The organism is Mucilaginibacter sp. Mucisp73, assembly GCF_059491465.1.
This window is the reverse complement of the sequence record NZ_CP168507.1, coordinates 300,591-320,872: the sequence shown is the minus strand read 5'-3', so window position 1 is coordinate 320,872 and position 20,282 is coordinate 300,591. Positions and strand designations below refer to the sequence as shown.

Below are 20,282 nucleotides of genomic sequence, written 5' to 3'. Positions count from 1 at the left end.
CAGGCAATATCCCCACAAAAAAAGCCCGGGATGGAATTAACCAAACCGGGCTTTTCATTATATAAAAACTTATTATTTCACTTCTTCAAAATCAACATCTGTTACAGTGTCAGAGTTGTCTTGCGCGCCTGCACCGTTATCACCGGCACCTGGTGCGCCTTGAGCACCTTCGGCAGAAGCTTTGTACATATCTTCAGATGCAGCAGTCCAGGCAGTGTTAAGCTCGGTTTGTGCAGCTTCGATAGCGTCAAAGTTTTTAGCTGAATAAGCCTCTTTCAATTTAGCTAAACCAGCTTCGATAGGTGCTTTTTTATCAGCAGGGATCTTATCGCCGTACTCTTTCAGTTGTTTTTCAGTCGAGAAGATCAGGGCATCAGCTGCGTTCAGTTTTTCAACTTCTTCTTTTGCCTTTTTGTCAGCATCGGCATTAGCCTCAGCTTCGTCCTTCATCTTTTTGATCTCGGCATCAGTTAAACCTGAAGAAGCTTCGATACGGATTTTTTGCTCTTTACCTGTAGCTTTATCTTTGGCAGATACGTGCAGGATACCATTAGCATCAATATCGAAAGTAACTTCGATTTGTGGTACACCGCGAGGTGCTGGCGGAATGCCGTCCAGGTGGAAACGACCTATCGTACGGTTACCCGCAGCCATTGGGCGCTCACCTTGTAATATGTGGATCTCAACTGAAGGCTGGCTGTCGCTGGCGGTTGAGAATGTTTCAGATTTTTTGGTAGGGATAGTAGTGTTCGACTCAATTAATTTAGTCATTACACCACCCATGGTTTCGATACCTAATGAAAGCGGGGTAACGTCAAGCAATAACACATCCTTAACCTCACCGGTTAATACACCACCCTGGATAGCAGCACCGATAGCCACAACTTCATCAGGGTTAACACCTTTTGATGGAGCTTTACCAAAGAATTTTTGTACAGCTTCCTGGATAGCAGGGATACGGGTTGAACCACCTACCAGGATCACTTCGTCGATATCAGAAGTGCTTAAACCAGCATTTTTCAAAGCCGATTTACAAGGCTCAATAGTACGTTTGATCAGGCTATCAGCCAGTTGCTCAAATTTAGCACGGGTTAATGTTTTAACCAAGTGCTTAGGCATACCGTCAACTGCAGTAATGTATGGCAGGTTAACTTCAGTTTGAGCAGAGCTTGATAACTCAATTTTAGCTTTCTCAGCCGATTCTTTTAAACGTTGTAAAGCCATTGGGTCTTTACGCAGGTCAATGCCTTCGTCGCTTTTAAACTCGTCGGCTAACCAGTCAATAATTACCTGATCAAAGTCGTCACCACCTAAGTGAGTATCGCCATCGGTAGCTTTTACTTCAAATACACCGTCGCCTAATTCCAATACGGATACGTCATGAGTACCGCCACCGCAGTCAAACACAACTATCTTCATATCTTTATGAGCTTTATCAAAACCGTAAGCTAATGCAGCAGCAGTAGGTTCGTTAATGATACGGCGTACTTTTAAACCGGCAATTTCACCAGCTTCTTTAGTTGCCTGGCGCTGAGCGTCGTTAAAGTAAGCAGGAACGGTAATAACCGCTTCACTTACTTCGGTACCTAAGAAATCTTCAGCAGTTTTCTTCATTTTCTGAAGAATCATTGCAGAAATTTCTTGCGGGGTATATTTACGGTCGCCAATTTCAACACGAGGGGTGTTGTTGTCGCCTTTAACTACTTTATAAGGTACACGTGCCGCTTCACTTGTAACTTCACTAAACTGGTTACCCATAAAGCGTTTAATTGACGAAATGGTTTTTGTAGGGTTTGTGATAGCCTGACGTTTTGCAGGATCACCAACTTTACGTTCGCCATTATCAATAAAAGCTACTACAGACGGCGTAGTACGTTTACCCTCGCTGTTAGCTATAACAACAGGCTCGTTACCTTCCATTACAGCAACGCAGGAGTTTGTTGTTCCTAAGTCGATTCCAATTATTTTAGACATATATGATTGTTTTTTCTTTTTGATTTATTGTTTACTTACCATTGCTGTTTATCAATGCCTGTGCCAATATGCCAATGGCAGTAAAAATTGCCTGTAATTGTCAGTTCATGAACAAGGCGGCAGAATAGCTTACTTTGTGATGACAGGTTGGCAGGATCGTTTGAGGTTAAAGGCGAAAGGTTATTATTTGGTTTGCTAATTGGCAGGATATCGACTAACTTGAAACTTCGAATCACAGGTATCAATCATGAAGTACGTCAGGGAGGGCAATAATAAATTTGGAACAATATTATACACTATCGATGGCAGCTATGTGCGGAAAGGCCAGGGCCGGTTTGGCGATATTTTATATACCATAGATGGCAAAGTGGTTAAAAAAGGCCAGGGAATGTTTGGCGACGTAGTTTGTAATCTTGACGATAACCTGATCAGGAAAGGCCGCAGCCTCTTTGGCGATGTGTTGTATAATATCGACGGAAATTTCGTGCGGGAAGGCCGCAGCCGCTTTAACGATATCAAGTTTTATATTGATGAGTGAGGATAGCGTTTACATAGCAAAGTTTTATTTTATCAATTAACTTTTTATTCAACAATCACTTTCAAAATTTGTATTTAATAAAGTGTAAATTGGTATATGGAGACATTGATTGTACTGCCGAAGGATAAAGAGCAGTTAGCTGCATTAAAAGCGATTATGAAAGCTCTTAAAGTTGATTACAAAACCGAAAAAGGCGAAAAAACCTATAATAAGGATTTTGTAAATAAAATGAAGCAAAGTGAAGATGATTTAAAGGCCGGTAGAACTGCACAAATAACACCTGCCGATATATGGAACTTGTAATAACCAACACTGCTAAAGAAGATATAGATTTTTCTTAAAAAGTGGCCAGAGTTCTATAGTAAAGAAAATTGAACGTCTACTCATTGCTATAAAAGAATCACCATTTATTGGTATTGGCAAACCAGAGCCGTTAAAACATGAATATTCGGGTAAACGGTCAAGGCGAATTGATCAGCACCGCATCATCTACGAAGTGATCGGCGATAACATAATTATTTATTCCTTAAAAGGACATTACGCCTAATCATCTAATTATGTCTTTATAATTTGTCTTCATCAACAACCTACTGCCAACTGATATGGGCGTTGCCTGCGGCCGGGCTATCCGCTCGTACTACACAAGGCATTAGCCACAGGCTGGTATCCGCTCCTATCCCTAACACACTTCCCGGTTTTATAAAATGCCGTGGATTTTCAACTAAAATCCCTTATATTTATCCTAATCAAACAAACCGCCTCTGTTACTTAACAAACCAAACAGGCTTATTCTATTGCCTGGAATTGCATAACAAACAGCCTTATTTAACGGCTGTACCTTCACTTTAAAAAAGCGAACTGGTGTCTTATTGTTATTTAATTCCAACATTAAATGTATTTTATCCAATCACAACGGTTAAAAATGATACCGTTAACACACGCGCAATTATTATTGCTTAAACAAAACCGTAAGCTGCTGGAGCTATCATTAGGCTTAACTCCTTCAGCTATGCTAATCGACCCTTTATATCTCAAAGAAATTGATGATGCCTTCGATAGTTTCTGGCTGCCTAATACACTCGCCTTTCCCGATAAATACCTATGGTATACCGGCTGGGAGATCGTTCTTAAAAGCACCAATACTGTCATTGGCGGCATGGGCTTTGCCGGCTATCCTAATGATGCCGGCGAAGCGGAGATTGGTTATATGATCGACGCTAACCAACATAACAAAGGCTATGCTACAGAAGCTTTACAGTTGCTTTCGCAATGGGCATTTACGCATGAATTTGTGAAAGCTATCATAGTGCACACTTATACAGATAACCTGCCATCGCGAAGGATATTGGAAAAGTGCGGTTTCACTTTGATGAATGAAGTTGAATGCTTATTGACTTATAGCCTGAACCGCGAGTAAACAGATCAGGGAATTACCATGATTTTACCTAAAACCTCAGTCAATTACATAAAAAAACAGCCCACTCAAATGAGTGGGCCGTTTTTAGTATCCGTTAAACCGAATAATTAATTATTCGCCTTTTTCAGCGTTTTCTTCGTTTTCAGAAGGTGCAGGTGCTTCAGCAGCTGGTTCTTCTTTAACGTCTTCAACTACTACAGCTTCTTCTGCAGCTACTGGGGCAGCAGCTTTAGCTTTTGCACCAGAACCACCACGACGACGGGTTGATTTCTTAGCAGGAGCAGCAGCGTCAGCACCGTAAACAGTGTTGTAATCAACAAGCTCGATGATTGCCATTTCAGCGTTATCGCCTAAACGGTTTTCTAACTTGATGATACGGGTGTAACCACCCGGGCGGTTAGCAATTTTCTCAGCAACCTCACGGAACAAGATCGAAGTTGCATCTTTATCCTGCAGGTAGCTGAATACTGTACGACGTGAGTGCGTAGTATCGTTTTTTGACTTTGTTAAAAGTGGCTCAACATAACCGCGTAAAACTTTTGCTTTTGCTAATGTTGTAGTGATACGCTTGTGTAAAATAAGCGAAGATGCCATGTTAGCCAACATCGCTTTACGATGGGCTGTAGTACGGCCTAAGTGATTGTTTTTGTTTCCGTGTCTCATTGTTTTATATATTTCACGTGCATACCGTTGGGCGATAGGCTCAAGCCCTCGGAATTATGCTTTCGCTTAATGTTTGCAACAAGAACCAAGAGTCAAGAAATCAAGAGCCAAGATCTAAAATCTATCTTGCCTCTTGCTTCCCACAGTCTTGCTTCTCTATTATTCTTCGTCTAACTTAAATTTAGACAGGTTCATACCAAAAGATAAACCTTTTGATTTAACCAGGTCCTGGATTTCAGTTAACGATTTTTTACCAAAGTTCCTGAATTTTAACATGTCAGCAACATCGTACGATACCAGATCAGCAAGGCTGCGGATATCAGCAGCTTTAAGGCAGTTAAGGGCACGTACAGAAAGGTCAAGATCAACCAGTTCGGTTTTAAGGATCTTGCGCATGTGCAGGATCTCTTCATCCACTTCTTTGGTTTCTTCTTTAGCCTGTGCTTCAAGCATCATGTTTTCATCGCTGAACAGCATAAAGTGCTGGATCAGGATTTTAGCTGCTTCCTTCAAAGCATCTTCAGGGTGGATCGAACCGTCGGTAGCAATATCCAATACTAATTTCTCATAGTCGGTTTTTTGCTCAACACGATAGTTTTCGATGGTATATTTTACGTTTTTGATCGGTGTATAGATCGAGTCGATAGCGATCACACCTACATTAGCGTCAGGATTTTTATTTTCCTCGCTTGGTACGTAACCACGGCCCTTGCCTACAGTAAGCTCAACTTCAAGCGTTACAGCCGGGTCCATATTGCAAAGTACCAAATCAGGATTTAATACAGTAAAGTTGTTAGAGAATTTGGTGATATCTCCTGCTTTAAATGCATCCTGGCCATTTACAATAACAAATATTTTCTCGCTGTCGCCAGATTCACCTGTTTTCTTAAAACGAACTTGTTTAAGGTTCAGGATGATCTCGGTTACGTCTTCAACAACACCTTTGATGGTTGAAAATTCATGAGTTACTCCCGAAAAACGAACAGAAGTAATTGCATAACCTTCAAGTGATGAAAGTAAGATACGACGCAGAGCATTACCAATGGTTACACCAAAGCCTGGTTCTAACGGACGAAATTCAAACGTACCATCAAAATCATTTGCTTTTTGCATGATAACCTTGTCTGGTTTTTGAAATGCTAAAATTGCCATTTATATCCTTTATTTATTGTTTACTTGATAATTGATTTGAGATATGGGATTTGAGATGTGAGATTTCCTCTGCTGTTCAAACGCTTATTCAAATCTTTTGTTTGTGATTTGCATATATACGAAAACCAGAAATGAGATTTGAAAAAACTCTCAAATCTCACATCTGATATCTCATATCTTATTTAGAGTACAACTCGACGATCAGGTTTTCCTTGATGTTTTCAGGGATCTCATCGCGGTTAGGATAGTTAAGGAATTTACCTGTAAGGTTGTTCGCATCCCACTCTAACCAGCTGTATTTGTTGATTCTTCTACCGGCTACTGAAGTAGTGATAGCCTCTAATGATTTAGATTTTTCACGTACCGCAACCACGTCACCAGCCTTCAATGCATATGAAGCGATGTTTACAACAGCACCGTTAACAGTGATGTGTTTGTGGTTAACCAATTGGCGAGCTGCCGAACGTGTAGGAGCAATACCTAAACGGAAAACAGCGTTATCTAAACGTGCTTCCAGGAATTTCAACAGGTTTTCGCCTGTGATACCTTCTTTAGCAGAAGCGCGGTGAAATAAGTTTTCGAACTGACGCTCTAATACACCATAAGTGTATTTAACTTTTTGTTTCTCTTGCAACTGAGTAGAGTACTCTGATTGCTTTCCACGGCGTTTTGAAGCACCGTGCATGCCCGGAGGATAGTTTTTACGTTCTAACGCTTTGTCCGGACCGAAGATCGGCTCACGGAAACGACGGGCAATTTTGGATTTTGGTCCTGTATATCTGGCCATTTTTGTGTGTTCTTAAAGTATCATGCAGCCTGCAGCTGCCGAATCTTAGCTTTAAAAAATATGTTAATTAAACTCTTCTTCTTTTTGAAGGACGGCAACCGTTGTGTGGAAGCGGTGTAATATCTTTAATCGTAGTTACTTCGATACCTGCAGTTTGCAAAGTACGGATAGCTGACTCACGACCGGCACCTGGGCCTTTTACAAATACTTCAACTTTACGTAAGCCTAAGTCATAAGCAACTTTACCGCAATCGGCAGCAGCTTGTGAGGCAGCGTAAGGAGTATTCTTTTTTGAACCTTTGAAACCCATTTTACCAGCTGATGACCAAGAAACTGCCTGGCCGGTTTTGTTGGTAAGGGTGATGATGATGTTGTTGAAAGTAGCATTGATGTGTGCTTCGCCAACCGGCTCAACAATCACAATGCGTTTCTTGGTTACTTTTTTAGCTTTAGCCATTTTTTTAATTTTTGAATTAATGAATTACTGAATTAGCGAATAATCCGGACCCATTAATTATACTGTCAAAATGAGGTATTCCTGATGATTTAAAGGTTATCAAGCGGCAATTAACCAATCTCTAACCTCTAAGCACCAATCACTATTTAGTAGCTTTTTTCTTGTTAGCAACTGTTTTACGTTTACCTTTACGGGTACGTGAGTTGTTTTTAGTACGCTGACCACGTAATGGTAAACCTTTACGGTGACGTGTACCGCGGTAACAACCAATATCCATCAAACGCTTAATGTTAAGCTGCACTTCTGAACGTAATGCACCTTCAACCTTAATTTGGTCGTTAATAATTCCGCGTATAGAAGATAATTGCTCATCGGTCCAGTCTTGTACTTTGATATTAAAATCAATACCAGCCTCAGTCAAAATTCTTTGAGCTGTTGAGCGGCCAATACCGAAAATGTAAGTAAGTCCGATTTCTCCTCTTTTATTCTTTGGTAAATCAATACCTGATATCCTTGCCATATTTCTTGTAATTTATTGAGTTATCGAATTATTGAATTATCGAATCGCTATCATCAGTAATTCAATCATTCTCCAATTCAGTAATTGTTCTTAGCCCTGGCGTTGTTTAAACTTCGGGTTCTTCTTGTTAATAACGTAAAGTTTCCCGTTACGGCGGATGATCTTGCAATCAGCGCTGCGCTTTTTGATGGATGCTCTAACTTTCATCTTTTTATTTATATCTATAGGTTATTCTACCCTTTGTTAAATCGTATGGACTCATTTCAAGCTTCACCCTGTCGCCAGGAAGAATTTTAATGTAGTGCATACGCATTTTGCCCGATATGTGCGCTATAATCTCATGACCATTTTCAAGTTCAACTCTGAACATTGCATTTGACAATGCCTCTCTAATTGTACCGTCTTGCTCAATCGAAGATTGTTTAGCCATATTTTGTTGATTATTACTTAATTATCCGCCCTAAAACCGGGATGCAAAATTAATAAAAAATTATTTAATTATTATTTTTTTCTTTTAAAACATTTTCTACGTAATCAAACGTCGATAAAATGTCTGGAGTACCTTTTCGTACCGCTACTGTATGCTCATAATGTGCCGAAGGTTTCTTGTCAGATGTTGAAACTGTCCAGCCATCATCCCAAAACTTAACACCGGCACGGCCGGCATTGATCATGGGCTCAATGGCTATCACCATGCCTTCTTCCAGTTTGATACCGGCACCGCGTTTGCCATAGTTAGGTACTTCGGGCTTTTCGTGCAGCTTTAATCCTACACCATGGCCAACAAGTTCCTTTACTACACCAAAGCCGTTCTTTTCGGCATGCTCCTGTACCGCGTATCCGATATCACCTACCCGCATCCCTACAACCGCTTTTTCAACACCCAGCTTTAAGCATTCCTGCGTTACACGCATCAGCTTTTTAACCTGGTCGCTAACCTCGCCAATGGCAAAGGTATAAGCCGAGTCGCCGTAATATTTATTTAAAACAACGCCGCAATCAACTGATACCAGGTCGCCCTCAGTTAAAACATGCGATCCGGGGAAGCCGTGTACAACCTGGTCATTCAGGGAGATACACAGTGAATAAGGAAATCCGTGATAGTTTAAAAAGGCAGGAACACCGCCGTTGTCCCGTATAAAGGTTTCGGCAAGCTTATCCAGTTCAATTGTTTTAACACCCGGAGCAATAACCTTAGCTATCTCTCCGAGTGTTTTTGAAACAAGTAAAGAACTTTCTCTTATGAGTTCTATCTCTTCGACAGACTTATAATTGATTTTTGACATTGCTAATTAAATCGCTGTCGGACTGGTACCGGCAGCGGCAGGCATAGCTGTACGTCCCTTAATCCGTCCGGTTTTCATTAAACCATCATAATGGCGCATCAACAAGTGACTTTCTATTTGCTGTAATGTATCCAAAACAACACCCACCAGGATGATCAGCGATGTACCGCCGAAGAACCTTGCGAATACCGGAGATACACCAACCAAACTGGCCAATGCCGGGATGATTGCTATAATAGCCAGGAATACTGATCCTGGTAAAGTGATCTTTGAAATTACGCCATCAATAAACTCAGCAGTAGTACGGCCTGGTTTGATGCCCGGGATAAAGCCACCGTTCTTCTTCATATCATCGGCCATTTGGTTAGGGTTAACCGTTATAGCAGTATAGAAATAAGTGAACAAGATGATCAGGATCCCAAACAACAGGTTATGCTCCCATGAGTTATAGTTAGCTAAAGCTATTAAAATACCGTTTGATGATACGTTAGGAAAAAACTGCGATACAGTTTGCGGGATAAACATCAATGCCTGGGCAAATATGATTGGCATTACACCTGCAGCATTTACCTTTAAAGGTATATACTGGCGTACACCGCCATATTGTTTGTTACCCACAATACGTTTAGCGTATTGTACCGAAATTTTACGTGTTCCCTGTACTATCAGTATAGTAAACATTACCACACCAATAAGACCTACGATCTCCACAATGAAAGCAATTAAACCACCGGCACCGCCATTACGCGAAACGAACTCGGTAGTAAACGCCATTGGTAACTGAGCAATGATACCCACCATGATAATAAGTGAAATACCGTTACCGATACCTTTATCGGTGATCTTTTCGCCTAACCACATTACAAATAATGTACCTGCCGTTAACACAAACGTGTTAATGAAGATAAAGGTAAAAGGATCGGCAATAGTCCTTGCATCAGCAGCAACCTGCGACTTAAGGTAACCTATAGCCTGTAAAAAGGTAATACCTATTGTCAGGTAGCGGGTCCATTGGTTAAGCTTGTTGCGACCGCTTTCACCTTCTTTTTGCAATTTGGTAAAATACGGAACGGCAATACCCAGCAGTTGCACCACAATTGAAGCCGAAATGTAAGGCATAACACCTAACGCGAAAATAGAGGAACGTGAAAACGATCCTCCTGCAAACATATTCAGCAATCCTACTAATCCTTCTGCTTTTTGGGTTGATGCTACCGCGGCGTTAACGCCAGGTAAAACCACGAATGAGCCTACACGATATATTAAAAGAAATAAGAGTGTGTTAGTAATACGCACTCTCAGATCTTCGATTTTCCAGATATTGGATAATGTGGTGAAAAATTTCTTCATCGAAATTATAACTTAACTATGGTACCACCTGCAGCTTCAATAGCTTTTTGAGCTGTAGCAGTAAATGCATGTGCTTTAACTTCTAATTTGGCAGTAAGCTCACCACGGCCCAGGATCTTAACCAGGTCGTTACGTGACACCAAACCGTGCTCTTTCAAAGTATCAAAATCAACAGCAGTAAGCGAAAATTTTGTTACTAATTCCTGAAGTACGTCAAGGTTTACACCTGTGTACTCAACACGGTTAGGGTTTTTAAAGCCTACCTTAGGCACACGGCGCTGTAAAGGCATCTGACCGCCTTCAAAGCCTACCTTGGTGCTGGTACCTGAACGTGAACCGGCGCCTTTGTGGCCACGGGTTGACGTACCGCCACGGCCAGAACCTGTACCACGGCCAATTCTTTTTCTATTTTTGGTTGAACCTTCTGCAGGTTTTAAATTACTTAAATTCATGATATTAAATATTTTCAACCGCTACCAGGTGGTTCACTTTCCTAACCATCCCAACTATAGCAGGTGTAGCCTCAACTTCCACACTGTGGTTAATTTTACGCAAGCCTAAAGCCTCGATTGTTTTTTTCTGGCGTTCCGTTCTGTCGATCACGCTCTTAATCTGTGTTATTTTGATCTTAGCCATGACTGATTATCCGTTAAATACTTTACCTAAACTAATTCCGCGCTGTTGTGCTACTGTATTTGCATCACGTAACTGGGCTAATGCCGATACGGTTGCTTTTACCACGTTGTGCGGGTTTGATGAACCTTTTGATTTTGCCAATACGTTGTGTACACCTGCCGATTCTAATACGGCACGCATAGCACCACCAGCAATTACACCGGTACCGTTAGCAGCTGGTTTAATGAAAACAAAACCACCGCTAAATTTACCAATTTGCTCATGAGGTACAGTTCCGTTAATAATTGGAACTTTTACCAGGTTCTTTTTAGCATCATCAATGCCTTTAGCAATAGCTTCAGTTACCTCTTTAGCTTTACCTAAACCGTAACCTACAACACCGTTTTCATCACCTACTACCACGATAGCAGAGAAGCTGAAAGTACGGCCGCCTTTGGTTACTTTGGCAACACGCTGTATGCTTACCAAGCGGTCTTTTAATTCGATCTCGCTTGTTTTTACTCTTTTTATGTTGATTGTTGACATTTCTCTTTTCGATTAAAAGTTTAAACCACCTTCACGTGCACCTTCGGCCAATGACTTAACACGGCCATGGTACAGGTAACCGTTCCTGTCGAAAACCACATCTTTAATACCTGCAGCGATAGCTTTTGAAGCTACTAATTTACCAACAGCTACTGATTGATCTGATTTTGTACCTTCAGCGGCAAAATCTTTTGATAAAGATGATGCTGAAACTAAAGTTTTACCGGTTACATCGTCAATGATCTGCGCATAAATACCTTTATTACTTCTAAATACTGACAGGCGGGGACGTTCTGTTGACCCTGAAAGGCGTTTCCTGATGCCTTTTTTAATCCTGTCTCTTCTTGATAGTTTAGCTCCCATGACGATTATTTTTTAGATGCTGATTTACCTGCTTTTCTTCTCAAAATCTCGCCCTGGAACTTGATACCTTTACCTTTGTAAGGCTCTGGTGCGCGTAATGAACGGATTTTAGCTGCTACCTGGCCAATTAACTGTTTGTCAATTGATTCAAGGATGATGGTTGGGTTTTTACCCTTATCAGCAGTGGTTGTAACTTTAATTTCTTGAGGTAATTCAAATACATAGTGGTGAGAGAAACCCAACACTAAATCTAATGTATTACCGGTATTGGTGGCACGGTAACCTACACCCACTAATTCCTGGGTTACTTTGTAACCTTCAGTTACACCAATTACCATGTTATTTAAAAGCGCGCGGTATAAACCATGTAACGCTTTGTGACGTTTTTGATCAGACGGGCGTTGAACCAGTAACTGACCGTCTTCCTGTGCAATAGTGATATCGCTATCAATTGCCTGTTGCAACTGGCCTTTAGGACCTTTTACGGTAACAACATTATCTGCTGAAACTGTAATGGTTACTCCCTGTGGCAGTGCTATCGGTGCTTTTCCTACTCTTGACATTGCTTAAATTTCTTCTGTTAATAAACGTAGCATAAAACCTCACCACCAACATTTTGCTGACGAGCTTCTTTATCAGACATAACGCCTTTAGAAGTTGACAGGATGGCGATACCTAAACCATTTAATACACGTGGCATGTTTTCCATACCTGCATATTTCCTCAAACCTGGTTTGCTGATGCGCGAAATGCTGCGGATAGCAGAAATTTTAGTTATCGGGTGGTATTTCAAAGCAACTTTGATAGTGCCCTGAGGACCATTATCCTCAAACTTATAATTTGCAATGTAACCTTTGTCGAAAAGCACCTTAGTGATTTCCTTCTTCAGATTTGATGCAGGAATTTCAACAACCCGGTGGTTGGCTTTAATAGCATTCCTTACTCTTGTAAGATAATCTGCGATTGGATCTGTATTCATTTTATTGTGTTATGACGGTGGTTTCCTTCCGGTAACATCCCGGGCGACCTTCCATCGGTTAATTCATTCATTTTAAGCTTAATGCATAAAGCAAAAAGCCTAAAGCTTTTATGCCTTACGCTTTTCGCCTTTTGCTTTCAGCTTTTGCTTACCAGCTTGCTTTTTTTACTCCCGGGATCTTGCCTTCAAGAGCCATTTCACGGAATGTAACACGTGAAATGCCAAACTGACGCATATAACCACGAGGGCGGCCGGTTAATTTGCAACGGTTGTGCAATTTTACCGGTGATGATGCTTTTGGTAATTTATCTAAAGCAGCATAATCGCCAGCTTCTTTTAAAGCAGCTCTTTTTTCAGCGTATTTAGCTACTAATTTTGCGCGCTTTACTTCACGTGCTTTTACACCTTCTTTAGCCATTGCTATTTTGATTTTTAAATGGTAAACCAAATTGTTTCAACAACTCCAATGCTTCAACATCGTTTGTTGCGGAGGTTACAAAGGTAATATCCATACCTTGGATTTTATTGATTTTGTCAATATTTATCTCAGGGAAGATAATTTGCTCAGTAATACCTAATGTATAGTTGCCGCGGCCATCAAAACCTTTATCGTTGATGCCTTTGAAGTCACGGATACGTGGCAGGGCTACAGCGATTAAACGATCCAAAAACTCGTACATTGTGTTGTCACGCAGGGTAACACGTACGCCAACCGGCATATTTTTACGCAATTTAAAGTTTGAGATATCTTTTTTAGATTTTGAAGATACTGCTTGCTGACCAGTGATGGTAGTTAACTCGGTGATGGTGTTTTCGATCAATTTCTTGTCGGTAGTTGCACCACCTACACCCTGGTTAATGGCAATTTTCTCCAATTTAGGAACCTGCATTACGCTTTTGTACTGAAATTTATCTTTCAGTGCGGTGCGGATTTCGTCCTTGTATTTTGATTTTAATCTTGGTACGTAAGTCATTACTTAATTTCCTCCCCTGATTTTTTTGCTACCCTTACTAATTTGCCGGCGTCATTTTTTTGACGGCCAACACGGGTTGTATTACCTGTTTTAGGATCAACCAGCATTAGGTTTGAAATATGTATAGCAGCTTCTTGTTTAACAATTCCGCCGTTAGGGTTAGCAGCATTAGGTTTAGTATGTTTTGATACCATATTGGCACCTTCAACAATAGCCCTGTTCTTATCTACCAAAACCTCAACGATTTTGCCTTGTGATCCTTTTGAATCGCCGGCGATAACTTTAACCAGGTCGCCTTTACGGATCTTTAATTTTACTTTCTTTTCCATGTTACAATACCTCCGGTGCTAATGATACAATTTTCATAAATTGTTTCTCGCGCAGTTCCCTTGCAACAGGGCCAAAGATACGTGTACCTCTTGGCTCGTCCTGGTTGTTTAACAACACAGCTGCGTTATCGTCGAAACGGATATATGAACCGTCTTTTCTGCGGATCTCTTTTTTAGTACGCACAACTACGGCTTTTGATACGGTACCTTTTTTCACGTTACCTGAAGGTAAAGCGCTTTTTACGGTAACCACAATTTTATCGCCGATTGATGCATACCTTTTACCGGTACCACCCAATACACGGATCACTAAAACTTCTTTAGCGCCGCTATTGTCGGCTACTGTTAATCTTGATTCCTGTTGTACCATCTTATTTAGCCCTTTCTAAAATTTCAACTAATCGCCAGTTTTTGGTTTTGCTCAGCGGGCGGGTTTCCATGATCAATACTGTATCGCCTACGCCACAGGTATTGGTTTCATCATGAGCCTTGAATTTGGTAGTTTTCTTTACGAATTTACCATAGATAGGGTGTTTCACCTTACGCTCAACGGCCACAACAATAGATTTTTCCATCTTGTTGCTTACTACGAGGCCGGTACGTGTTTTTCTTAAATTTCTTTCCATTTTTACTAATGTTTAAAAAATTAATTCTTTTCAGAAGCGGCCGCCGCTTTACGTTTTGTTAATTCAGTATTTAACTGAGCAATTCCTTTGCGTACTTTGGTTATACGGGACGGGTTCTCAATAGCTAAAACTGCATGAGCAAATTTCAATTTGGTTAGGGTAGCCCTTTCCTCGCTGATCTTAGCAACAATCTCTTCAGTTGATAGGCCCAAAATTTCTGAGTTCTTCATTTTTCTTTGTTATTTGTTGTCTGTTGGTAAGTTTAAACGTTGTATTGTTTTTATTTGAATGGTGAAATTCGGCATCTAACTTCACAACATTAAAACTTTACAACTCTTCAACTAACTCCTCAATTTATGCTTCTACGTAATCCCTACGTACAATAAATTTAGTTTGCACCGGTAATTTCTGTGCTGCCAGGCGTAAAGCCTCTTTAGCAACTTCCAAAGGCACACCTTCGGCTTCAAAAATGATCCTTCCGGGGCGTACTACCGCAACCCAGTATTCAGGAGCACCTTTACCTTTACCCATACGTACCTCTGCAGGTTTCTTGGTTACAGGTTTGTCAGGGAATATCCTGATCCAAACCTGTCCTTCACGTTTCATAAAACGTGTTACAGCGATACGTGCAGCCTCGATCTGACGGCTGGTGATCCATGCCGCTTCGAGTGATTTAACACCAAAAGATCCGAATGAAAGTTCAGCACCACGGGTGGCTAAACCTTTCATCCTGCCTTTTTGCATCTTTCTGAACTTCGTTCTTTTTGGCTGTAGCATTTTCTTAAGCTTTTATATCGTTATTCGATATTTGTCTTGTACTTTAATTATTATCTCTTACCTGGGCCACCCGGACGGTTTCCACCTTGTCCACCCGGACGGTTTCCACCTTGTCCGCCCGGACGGTTACCACCGCCACGACGATCGCCACCTGGTTTCCTGTCGCCACGACGCTCACCGCCGCGTTCGCCGCCTCTTTCGTTACCACGGCCACCAAAGCCTGGTGCACCGCCCTCTGGCCTGCCACCTTTGCCGCTTGCGCTGCTGGTACCGCCAATGTTTGGAGAAAGATCGCGTTTGCCATAAACCTCGCCTTTGCAGATCCAAACTTTAACACCTATTTTACCATAGGTAGTTAATGCTTCTGCCAATGCGTAGTCAATGTCAGCACGGAAAGTGTGCAAAGGAATCCTGCCTTCTTTATATTGCTCGCTACGTGCCATCTCAGCGCCGCCTAAACGGCCTGAAGTCATTACCTTGATACCTTCGGCACCCATACGCATGGTTGCAGCGATTGTGGTTTTCATGGCACGACGGAAAGAGATACGTGCTTCTAATTGTTTTGCAATGCCTTCTGCTACTAATTGTGCATCAAGCTCAGGACGTTTGATCTCGAAAATGTTGATCTGAACTTCTTTTTTAGTAAGTTTTTTCAACTCTTCTTTGATCTTGTCAACTTCCTGACCGCCTTTACCGATCACAATACCCGGACGGGCAGTGTGGATAGTTACGGTAATGCGTTTTAAAGTACGCTCGATAACTACTTTAGATACACCACCTTTAGCAATACGAGCTGAAAGGTATTTGCGGATTTTTTCGTCTTCAACTAATTTATCGGAGTAGTTGTTGCCACCGAACCAGTTAGAATCCCAACCTCTGATGATTCCTAACCTGTTACCTATTGGATGTGCTTTCTGTCCCATTTCAAATTAATTGTTTTCGTTTTTACTATCCACAACAAGTGTTACGTGGTTTGAGCGTTTGCGGATACGGTATCCCCTTCCTTGCGGAGCAGGGCGTAACCTTTTTAACTGACGGCCACCGCCTACAGATACTTCCTTAACAAAAAGGTTGCTGTCTTCAACACGTTTGCCTTCGTTTTTTGCTTCCCAGTTTTTGATAGCTGATAACAAAAGTTTCTCTACACGAATAGCAGCTTCTTTGTTAGTAAATTTCAATATGTATAACGCTTTCTCAACGTTTTCACCGCGGATCAAGTCAACCACCAAACGCATTTTGCGTGGTGAAGTTGGGCAGTCCTGTAACTTAGCAACAGAAGCGCCGCCTACAAGAGCTTTCGCAGCTTCTTTTTGTTGCCTGATCAGTACAGACTTTTTAATTTTTGTTGTTGCTTCCATTGCCTGTTATTTTTTCTTTTCTGCGTGTCCGCGGAATGTACGGGTTGGGGCAAACTCTCCAAGCTTGTGTCCAACCATGTTTTCTGTTACGTACACAGGGATAAACTTGTTACCGTTGTGTACTGCGAATGTATGACCAACGAAATCAGGAGAGATCATGGAACGACGTGACCATGTTTTTACAACTGATTTTTTATTTGCATCATTCAGTACCATAACTTTCTTATCTAAGTTATGATCGATGTAAGGTCCTTTTTTTATTGAACGAGCCATTATTTCTTCCTTCTTTCAATGATGTAACGATCCGATGTTTTCTTCTTGTCACGGGTTTTGTAGCCTTTAGCCAATAAACCTTTACGTGAACGTGGGTGACCACCTGAGGCACGGCCTTCACCACCACCCATAGGGTGATCTACCGGGTTCATAGCTACACCACGTACCCTTGGCCTGCGGCCTAACCAGCGTTTGCGGCCGGCTTTACCTAACACAGCGTTTGCTCTTTCGCCATTTGAAACGGTACCGATAGTTGCCAAACAAGTTGACAGGATCATGCGGGTTTCGCCTGAAGGCAATTTGATGATAGCATATTTGCCATCACGTGCTGATAATTGAGCGTAAGTACCGGCGCTGCGGGCAATTACACCACCCTGGCCAGGGTTTAACTCAATGTTGTGAATGATCGAACCAAGAGGGATATTCTTTAATGGTAAGGTATTACCTACTTCGGGAGCTGCTGTTTCGCCTGCTGTTACAATTGTACCAACTGTTAAGCCTTCCGGAGCAATCATGTACCTTTTCTCGCCATCAGCAAAGTGTAGCAGGGCTATACGTGCCGAACGGTTAGGATCGTACTCGATAGTTGCAACTTTTGCCGGGATATCAAACTTATTACGTTTAAAATCAATTAACCTGTATGCTTGTTTATGACCACCACCTAAGTAGCGCATAGTCATTTTACCGCTGTTGTTACGACCGCCCGATCTTTTGTTTGATGCTACAACCAACGATTTTTCAGGAACGTTTGTTGTGATATCTGAATTAGATACATCAACTCTGAAGCGGGTACCCGGGGTAACCGGTTTAAATCTCTTTACTGCCATTTCTATAATTATATATTGCTGTAAAAATCAATTACTTCTCCGTCCTTTAACGTAATGATCGCTTTTTTGTAAGTAGCTGAACGGCCCTGAACGGCGCCTGCCTTAGTATTGCGAGTTTTAAGTTTGCCGACGTATTTCATGGTGTTTACCGCCGTAACGTTTACACCGTACATTGCCTCAATGGCACTCTTGATCTGAATTTTGTTAGCCCTGTGATCAACTTTGAAAGCATAACGGTTAAGCTTGTCAGTTAACTGAGTAACTTTTTCAGTAAGTAGGGGTTGTTTTAAAATTTCCATAATTACTTAGCTAATGCTTCCTCCAAAGTTTTAACAGCACCTGTAGTTAACAACAACTTGCCTGCGTTTAACACATCATAAGTGTTAAGCTGCTCAACTGAAATTACTTTGCTTTTCTTCAGGTTCCTGCTTGATAAATACACATTGTTATTTTCGGCAGATGCTACTACTAATAATGTTTTTTCATTAGTAACATTCAGATCGGCCTCCAATTTAATGTAGTTTTTAGTTTTGATGCTATCAAAGCTAAAATCCTCTAACACTAAAATATTGTTATCTTTTGCTTTGTATGATAAAGCTGATTTACGGGCCAGTGATTTAAGCTTTTTGTTTAATTTGAAGCTATAATCGCGTGGTTGCGGACCGAATACACGGCCACCACCGTTAAATAATGGTGATTTAATACCACCGGCACGGGCACCGCCTGTACCTTTTTGTTTGTATAATTTGCGGGTTGAACCTGCAATTTCATTACGCTGTTTTGATTTGTGTGTACCCTGACGCTGGTTAGCAAGAAATTGCTTAACATCAAGATAGATAGCGTGATCATTTGGCTCAATACCGAAAACCGACTCAGGAAGCTGCACCTTGGCACCTGTTTCTTTACCTGATACGTTTAATACGTTAACTTCCATCTTATTTATCCACTATTACGAATGAACCCTTAGCTCCGGGGATGGAACCTTTAACTACTAACAGATTCTGCTCCGCGAAAACCTTAACTACTTCAAGGTTTTGTATTTTAACACGGGCGTTTCCGGTTTGACCTGCCATGCGCATACCTTTAAATACACGTGATGGCCATGATGACGCACCCAAAGAACCTGGCGCACGTAAACGGTTGTGCTGACCGTGAGTTTGCATACCCACGCCGCCAAAACCATGACGTTTTACCACACCCTGAAAACCCTTACCTTTTGAGGTACCTACCACGTCAACAAAATCTCCCGCAGCAAAAATGTCGACAGTAACGGTGTCGCCTAATGCTTTTTGATCTTCGAAAGTTTTGAATTCAACCAGTTTACGCTTTGGATCGCTACCGGCTTTCTGGAAGTGTCCTTTTAGAGGGGCAGAAGTGTTTTTTTCCTTTTTGTCGCCATACGCTAACTGAACAGCAGCGTACCCGTCTGTATCCACAGACTTAACTTGTGTTACCACGCAAGGGCCAGCTTCGATTACTGTGCAGGGAATGTTTTTCCCTGTTTCGTCGAAAATGCTGGTCATTCCTACTTTTTTACCAATAATTCCTGACATTTTTTTAATTGTTTTTGTGCCCATCGAAGCAGTAGGGCTTCGTTCAAGGCATATTTCTCCCCCGAAAGGGACGGCAAAGATAGAAACTTTGTATTAATTATCAAATAGTTAGTAAGTTATTTTTTTATAATTTTTGCGTCCGCGTTTTAACATATGTTTGAAAGGTATTTGGCTAAGCATTAGCCGGTTTGATTTTTTCACTTTTCACAGCCATTTTGGGAGGTATGTTACAACATCACCCGGTTGACGGCGTAAAACTGAAGATGGGCCGGGGAAATTTTTAAAGATTGGGGGGATTGAGGGGCTATTTGCTGACAGCATGCCGACCATGGACCCTTAAGCAAAGAATTAGCATGTCAGCCTAAAAATCACAGATCTTTTATGCGGCTTATTAACTCACTATCACTTATATTATCCAGATCAGATTTATCATAGATAGATAATAAGTAAACCGTTCCATTAACAACCTGAACATAGGTAATTATTCTTGCACCGGCCGATTTTCCCTTATTTTTTGAAGTAATAGCCATCCGAATTTTATAACAGGTATTTCCTAAAGGAGTTCCTGATTTCGGATTTTCAACTAATTCGGCAATTAAAACTGTTAAATCCTTCTTTAAAGAAATGTACTTTTTAGAAAGCTTCTTAAGTTCACGGACAAACGCCGGGGTTGGCAGAATCTTAAAGCTCATTAAGTAATTCTTGTATCGTTTTTGCTTCAACTTTACCCTGCTGATGCAACCTGACAAACTTTACTGACTCTTCCAGATCGTCTAATACCTGTTTTTTCTTCTTCTCGCCTTTTGTCTCTTTGTCTTTCTTTATAGAAATAACCTTCCCTCCTAACTGCTCAACAAGGTCGGCCAGCGTTTTCCCTGCCTTTTCGGGTATTTCAATTGTTAACGTTGTCATATAACA

Annotated in this window: 35 protein-coding genes and 1 pseudogene; 4 read left to right on the top strand and 32 right to left on the bottom strand. The window is 41.3% G+C overall.

Annotation, left to right across the window (positions count from 1 at the left end):
- Window positions 1-72: 72 nt before the first annotated feature.
- Window positions 73-1,974, bottom strand: coding sequence for a molecular chaperone DnaK (gene dnaK, locus ACEN82_RS01405; protein ID WP_413321941.1), 1,902 nt, complete (start codon window positions 1,972-1,974; stop codon window positions 73-75).
- A gap of 247 nt (window positions 1,975-2,221) precedes the next feature.
- On the opposite strand from dnaK, the gene ACEN82_RS01400 reads away from it, so the two are divergent.
- From ACEN82_RS01400 to ACEN82_RS01385, 4 genes and pseudogenes are all read left to right on the top strand, one after another.
- Window positions 2,222-2,512, top strand: a complete 291-nt coding sequence (locus ACEN82_RS01400) for a hypothetical protein (RefSeq protein ID WP_413321942.1) — start codon at window positions 2,222-2,224, stop codon at window positions 2,510-2,512.
- A gap of 96 nt (window positions 2,513-2,608) precedes the next feature.
- Window positions 2,609-2,815, top strand: a complete 207-nt coding sequence (locus tag ACEN82_RS01395) for a DUF2683 family protein (RefSeq protein WP_413321943.1) — start codon at window positions 2,609-2,611, stop codon at window positions 2,813-2,815.
- A gap of 34 nt (window positions 2,816-2,849) precedes the next feature.
- A pseudogene (locus tag ACEN82_RS01390) lies at window positions 2,850-3,059 on the top strand (Txe/YoeB family addiction module toxin); the annotation flags it as partial.
- A 375-nt stretch (window positions 3,060-3,434) separates the two neighbouring features.
- Window positions 3,435-3,929: a GNAT family N-acetyltransferase gene (locus ACEN82_RS01385; protein WP_413321944.1), complete on the top strand. Its 495-nt coding sequence runs from the start codon at window positions 3,435-3,437 to the stop codon at window positions 3,927-3,929.
- A gap of 111 nt (window positions 3,930-4,040) precedes the next feature.
- Here the strand turns inward: ACEN82_RS01385 and rplQ are convergent, their stop codons facing one another.
- The 31 genes from rplQ to ACEN82_RS01230 all read right to left on the bottom strand — a co-directional run bounded on the left by rplQ (window position 4,041) and on the right by ACEN82_RS01230 (window position 20,276).
- Window positions 4,041-4,592 (bottom strand): 50S ribosomal protein L17, encoded by a 552-nt coding sequence (gene rplQ, locus ACEN82_RS01380; protein WP_274990024.1) that lies wholly within the window; start codon window positions 4,590-4,592, stop codon window positions 4,041-4,043.
- A 159-nt stretch (window positions 4,593-4,751) separates the two neighbouring features.
- A complete protein-coding gene (locus tag ACEN82_RS01375) occupies window positions 4,752-5,744 on the bottom strand; it encodes a DNA-directed RNA polymerase subunit alpha (RefSeq protein ID WP_090529218.1) in 993 nt (330 codons plus the stop codon).
- A 178-nt stretch (window positions 5,745-5,922) separates the two neighbouring features.
- The gene (gene rpsD / locus ACEN82_RS01370) at window positions 5,923-6,531 is read right to left on the bottom strand and encodes a 30S ribosomal protein S4 (protein WP_090529221.1); all 609 of its coding nucleotides are present in this window, start codon (window positions 6,529-6,531) and stop codon (window positions 5,923-5,925) included.
- Between the two features lie 67 nt (window positions 6,532-6,598).
- Window positions 6,599-6,988, bottom strand: a complete 390-nt coding sequence (rpsK, locus tag ACEN82_RS01365) for a 30S ribosomal protein S11 (protein WP_090529224.1) — start codon at window positions 6,986-6,988, stop codon at window positions 6,599-6,601.
- A 142-nt stretch (window positions 6,989-7,130) separates the two neighbouring features.
- Entirely contained in the window at window positions 7,131-7,508 is a 378-nt protein-coding gene (rpsM, locus tag ACEN82_RS01360) for a 30S ribosomal protein S13 (RefSeq protein ID WP_090529226.1), read from the bottom strand.
- Between the two features lie 90 nt (window positions 7,509-7,598).
- Window positions 7,599-7,715 (bottom strand): type B 50S ribosomal protein L36, encoded by a 117-nt coding sequence (ykgO, locus tag ACEN82_RS01355; RefSeq protein ID WP_022833269.1) that lies wholly within the window; start codon window positions 7,713-7,715, stop codon window positions 7,599-7,601.
- A 4-nt stretch (window positions 7,716-7,719) separates the two neighbouring features.
- Window positions 7,720-7,938: a translation initiation factor IF-1 gene (gene infA, locus ACEN82_RS01350; RefSeq protein ID WP_022833270.1), complete on the bottom strand. Its 219-nt coding sequence runs from the start codon at window positions 7,936-7,938 to the stop codon at window positions 7,720-7,722.
- A 64-nt stretch (window positions 7,939-8,002) separates the two neighbouring features.
- Complete coding sequence (gene map / locus ACEN82_RS01345; protein ID WP_091165403.1) at window positions 8,003-8,794, bottom strand: type I methionyl aminopeptidase; 792 nt, start codon at window positions 8,792-8,794, stop codon at window positions 8,003-8,005.
- A 6-nt stretch (window positions 8,795-8,800) separates the two neighbouring features.
- Window positions 8,801-10,144 (bottom strand): preprotein translocase subunit SecY, encoded by a 1,344-nt coding sequence (gene secY / locus ACEN82_RS01340; protein ID WP_090529231.1) that lies wholly within the window; start codon window positions 10,142-10,144, stop codon window positions 8,801-8,803.
- Between the two features lie 5 nt (window positions 10,145-10,149).
- Window positions 10,150-10,596, bottom strand: a complete 447-nt coding sequence (gene rplO / locus ACEN82_RS01335) for a 50S ribosomal protein L15 (protein ID WP_090529235.1) — start codon at window positions 10,594-10,596, stop codon at window positions 10,150-10,152.
- Window positions 10,597-10,600: 4 nt separating this feature from the next.
- Window positions 10,601-10,780: a 50S ribosomal protein L30 gene (gene rpmD, locus ACEN82_RS01330; protein WP_022833274.1), complete on the bottom strand. Its 180-nt coding sequence runs from the start codon at window positions 10,778-10,780 to the stop codon at window positions 10,601-10,603.
- Window positions 10,781-10,786: 6 nt separating this feature from the next.
- Window positions 10,787-11,305: a 30S ribosomal protein S5 gene (gene rpsE / locus ACEN82_RS01325; protein ID WP_090529238.1), complete on the bottom strand. Its 519-nt coding sequence runs from the start codon at window positions 11,303-11,305 to the stop codon at window positions 10,787-10,789.
- Between the two features lie 12 nt (window positions 11,306-11,317).
- Window positions 11,318-11,668, bottom strand: a complete 351-nt coding sequence (rplR, locus tag ACEN82_RS01320; protein ID WP_090529241.1) for a 50S ribosomal protein L18 — start codon at window positions 11,666-11,668, stop codon at window positions 11,318-11,320.
- Window positions 11,669-11,673: 5 nt separating this feature from the next.
- Window positions 11,674-12,231, bottom strand: coding sequence for a 50S ribosomal protein L6 (rplF, locus tag ACEN82_RS01315; RefSeq protein WP_090529244.1), 558 nt, complete (start codon window positions 12,229-12,231; stop codon window positions 11,674-11,676).
- A gap of 17 nt (window positions 12,232-12,248) precedes the next feature.
- Window positions 12,249-12,647 (bottom strand): 30S ribosomal protein S8, encoded by a 399-nt coding sequence (rpsH, locus tag ACEN82_RS01310; protein WP_090529247.1) that lies wholly within the window; start codon window positions 12,645-12,647, stop codon window positions 12,249-12,251.
- A gap of 148 nt (window positions 12,648-12,795) precedes the next feature.
- Window positions 12,796-13,065 (bottom strand): 30S ribosomal protein S14, encoded by a 270-nt coding sequence (gene rpsN, locus ACEN82_RS01305; RefSeq protein WP_090529250.1) that lies wholly within the window; start codon window positions 13,063-13,065, stop codon window positions 12,796-12,798.
- Window positions 13,058-13,621: a 50S ribosomal protein L5 gene (rplE, locus tag ACEN82_RS01300; protein ID WP_090529254.1), complete on the bottom strand. Its 564-nt coding sequence runs from the start codon at window positions 13,619-13,621 to the stop codon at window positions 13,058-13,060. The genes rpsN and rplE overlap by 8 nt, the downstream gene beginning before the upstream one ends.
- A complete protein-coding gene (gene rplX / locus ACEN82_RS01295; RefSeq protein WP_090529257.1) occupies window positions 13,621-13,950 on the bottom strand; it encodes a 50S ribosomal protein L24 in 330 nt (109 codons plus the stop codon). The genes rplE and rplX overlap by 1 nt, the downstream gene beginning before the upstream one ends.
- 1 nt (window position 13,951) lies before the next feature.
- Window positions 13,952-14,320, bottom strand: a complete 369-nt coding sequence (gene rplN, locus ACEN82_RS01290) for a 50S ribosomal protein L14 (RefSeq protein WP_090529260.1) — start codon at window positions 14,318-14,320, stop codon at window positions 13,952-13,954.
- A gap of 1 nt (window position 14,321) precedes the next feature.
- On the bottom strand, window positions 14,322-14,576 hold the full coding sequence (gene rpsQ, locus ACEN82_RS01285; RefSeq protein WP_413321945.1) for a 30S ribosomal protein S17: 255 nt from the start codon (window positions 14,574-14,576) through the stop codon (window positions 14,322-14,324).
- 20 nt (window positions 14,577-14,596) lie between these two features.
- Window positions 14,597-14,806, bottom strand: coding sequence for a 50S ribosomal protein L29 (gene rpmC / locus ACEN82_RS01280; protein WP_413321946.1), 210 nt, complete (start codon window positions 14,804-14,806; stop codon window positions 14,597-14,599).
- A 124-nt stretch (window positions 14,807-14,930) separates the two neighbouring features.
- Window positions 14,931-15,353: a 50S ribosomal protein L16 gene (gene rplP / locus ACEN82_RS01275; protein ID WP_090529269.1), complete on the bottom strand. Its 423-nt coding sequence runs from the start codon at window positions 15,351-15,353 to the stop codon at window positions 14,931-14,933.
- Between the two features lie 50 nt (window positions 15,354-15,403).
- On the bottom strand, window positions 15,404-16,276 hold the full coding sequence (rpsC, locus tag ACEN82_RS01270) for a 30S ribosomal protein S3 (RefSeq protein WP_090529273.1): 873 nt from the start codon (window positions 16,274-16,276) through the stop codon (window positions 15,404-15,406).
- Window positions 16,277-16,282: 6 nt separating this feature from the next.
- Window positions 16,283-16,711: a 50S ribosomal protein L22 gene (gene rplV / locus ACEN82_RS01265; protein ID WP_091165379.1), complete on the bottom strand. Its 429-nt coding sequence runs from the start codon at window positions 16,709-16,711 to the stop codon at window positions 16,283-16,285.
- A gap of 6 nt (window positions 16,712-16,717) precedes the next feature.
- Complete coding sequence (gene rpsS / locus ACEN82_RS01260; RefSeq protein WP_022832979.1) at window positions 16,718-16,984, bottom strand: 30S ribosomal protein S19; 267 nt, start codon at window positions 16,982-16,984, stop codon at window positions 16,718-16,720.
- On the bottom strand, window positions 16,984-17,811 hold the full coding sequence (gene rplB / locus ACEN82_RS01255) for a 50S ribosomal protein L2 (protein ID WP_090529279.1): 828 nt from the start codon (window positions 17,809-17,811) through the stop codon (window positions 16,984-16,986). The genes rpsS and rplB overlap by 1 nt, the downstream gene beginning before the upstream one ends.
- Window positions 17,812-17,819: 8 nt before the next feature.
- Window positions 17,820-18,110: a 50S ribosomal protein L23 gene (gene rplW, locus ACEN82_RS01250; protein ID WP_090529282.1), complete on the bottom strand. Its 291-nt coding sequence runs from the start codon at window positions 18,108-18,110 to the stop codon at window positions 17,820-17,822.
- 2 nt (window positions 18,111-18,112) lie between these two features.
- Window positions 18,113-18,745 (bottom strand): 50S ribosomal protein L4, encoded by a 633-nt coding sequence (rplD, locus tag ACEN82_RS01245; protein ID WP_090529285.1) that lies wholly within the window; start codon window positions 18,743-18,745, stop codon window positions 18,113-18,115.
- Window position 18,746: 1 nt separating this feature from the next.
- Entirely contained in the window at window positions 18,747-19,364 is a 618-nt protein-coding gene (gene rplC / locus ACEN82_RS01240; RefSeq protein ID WP_413321947.1) for a 50S ribosomal protein L3, read from the bottom strand.
- Between the two features lie 368 nt (window positions 19,365-19,732).
- Window positions 19,733-20,056, bottom strand: coding sequence for a type II toxin-antitoxin system RelE/ParE family toxin (locus tag ACEN82_RS01235; protein WP_413321948.1), 324 nt, complete (start codon window positions 20,054-20,056; stop codon window positions 19,733-19,735).
- Window positions 20,046-20,276 carry a hypothetical protein gene (locus ACEN82_RS01230; RefSeq protein ID WP_091165371.1) on the bottom strand — a complete coding sequence of 77 codons (231 nt, stop codon included), beginning with the start codon at window positions 20,274-20,276 and terminating at the stop codon, window positions 20,046-20,048. Before ACEN82_RS01230 ends, ACEN82_RS01235 begins: the two co-directional genes overlap by 11 nt.
- Window positions 20,277-20,282 lie beyond the last annotated feature (6 nt).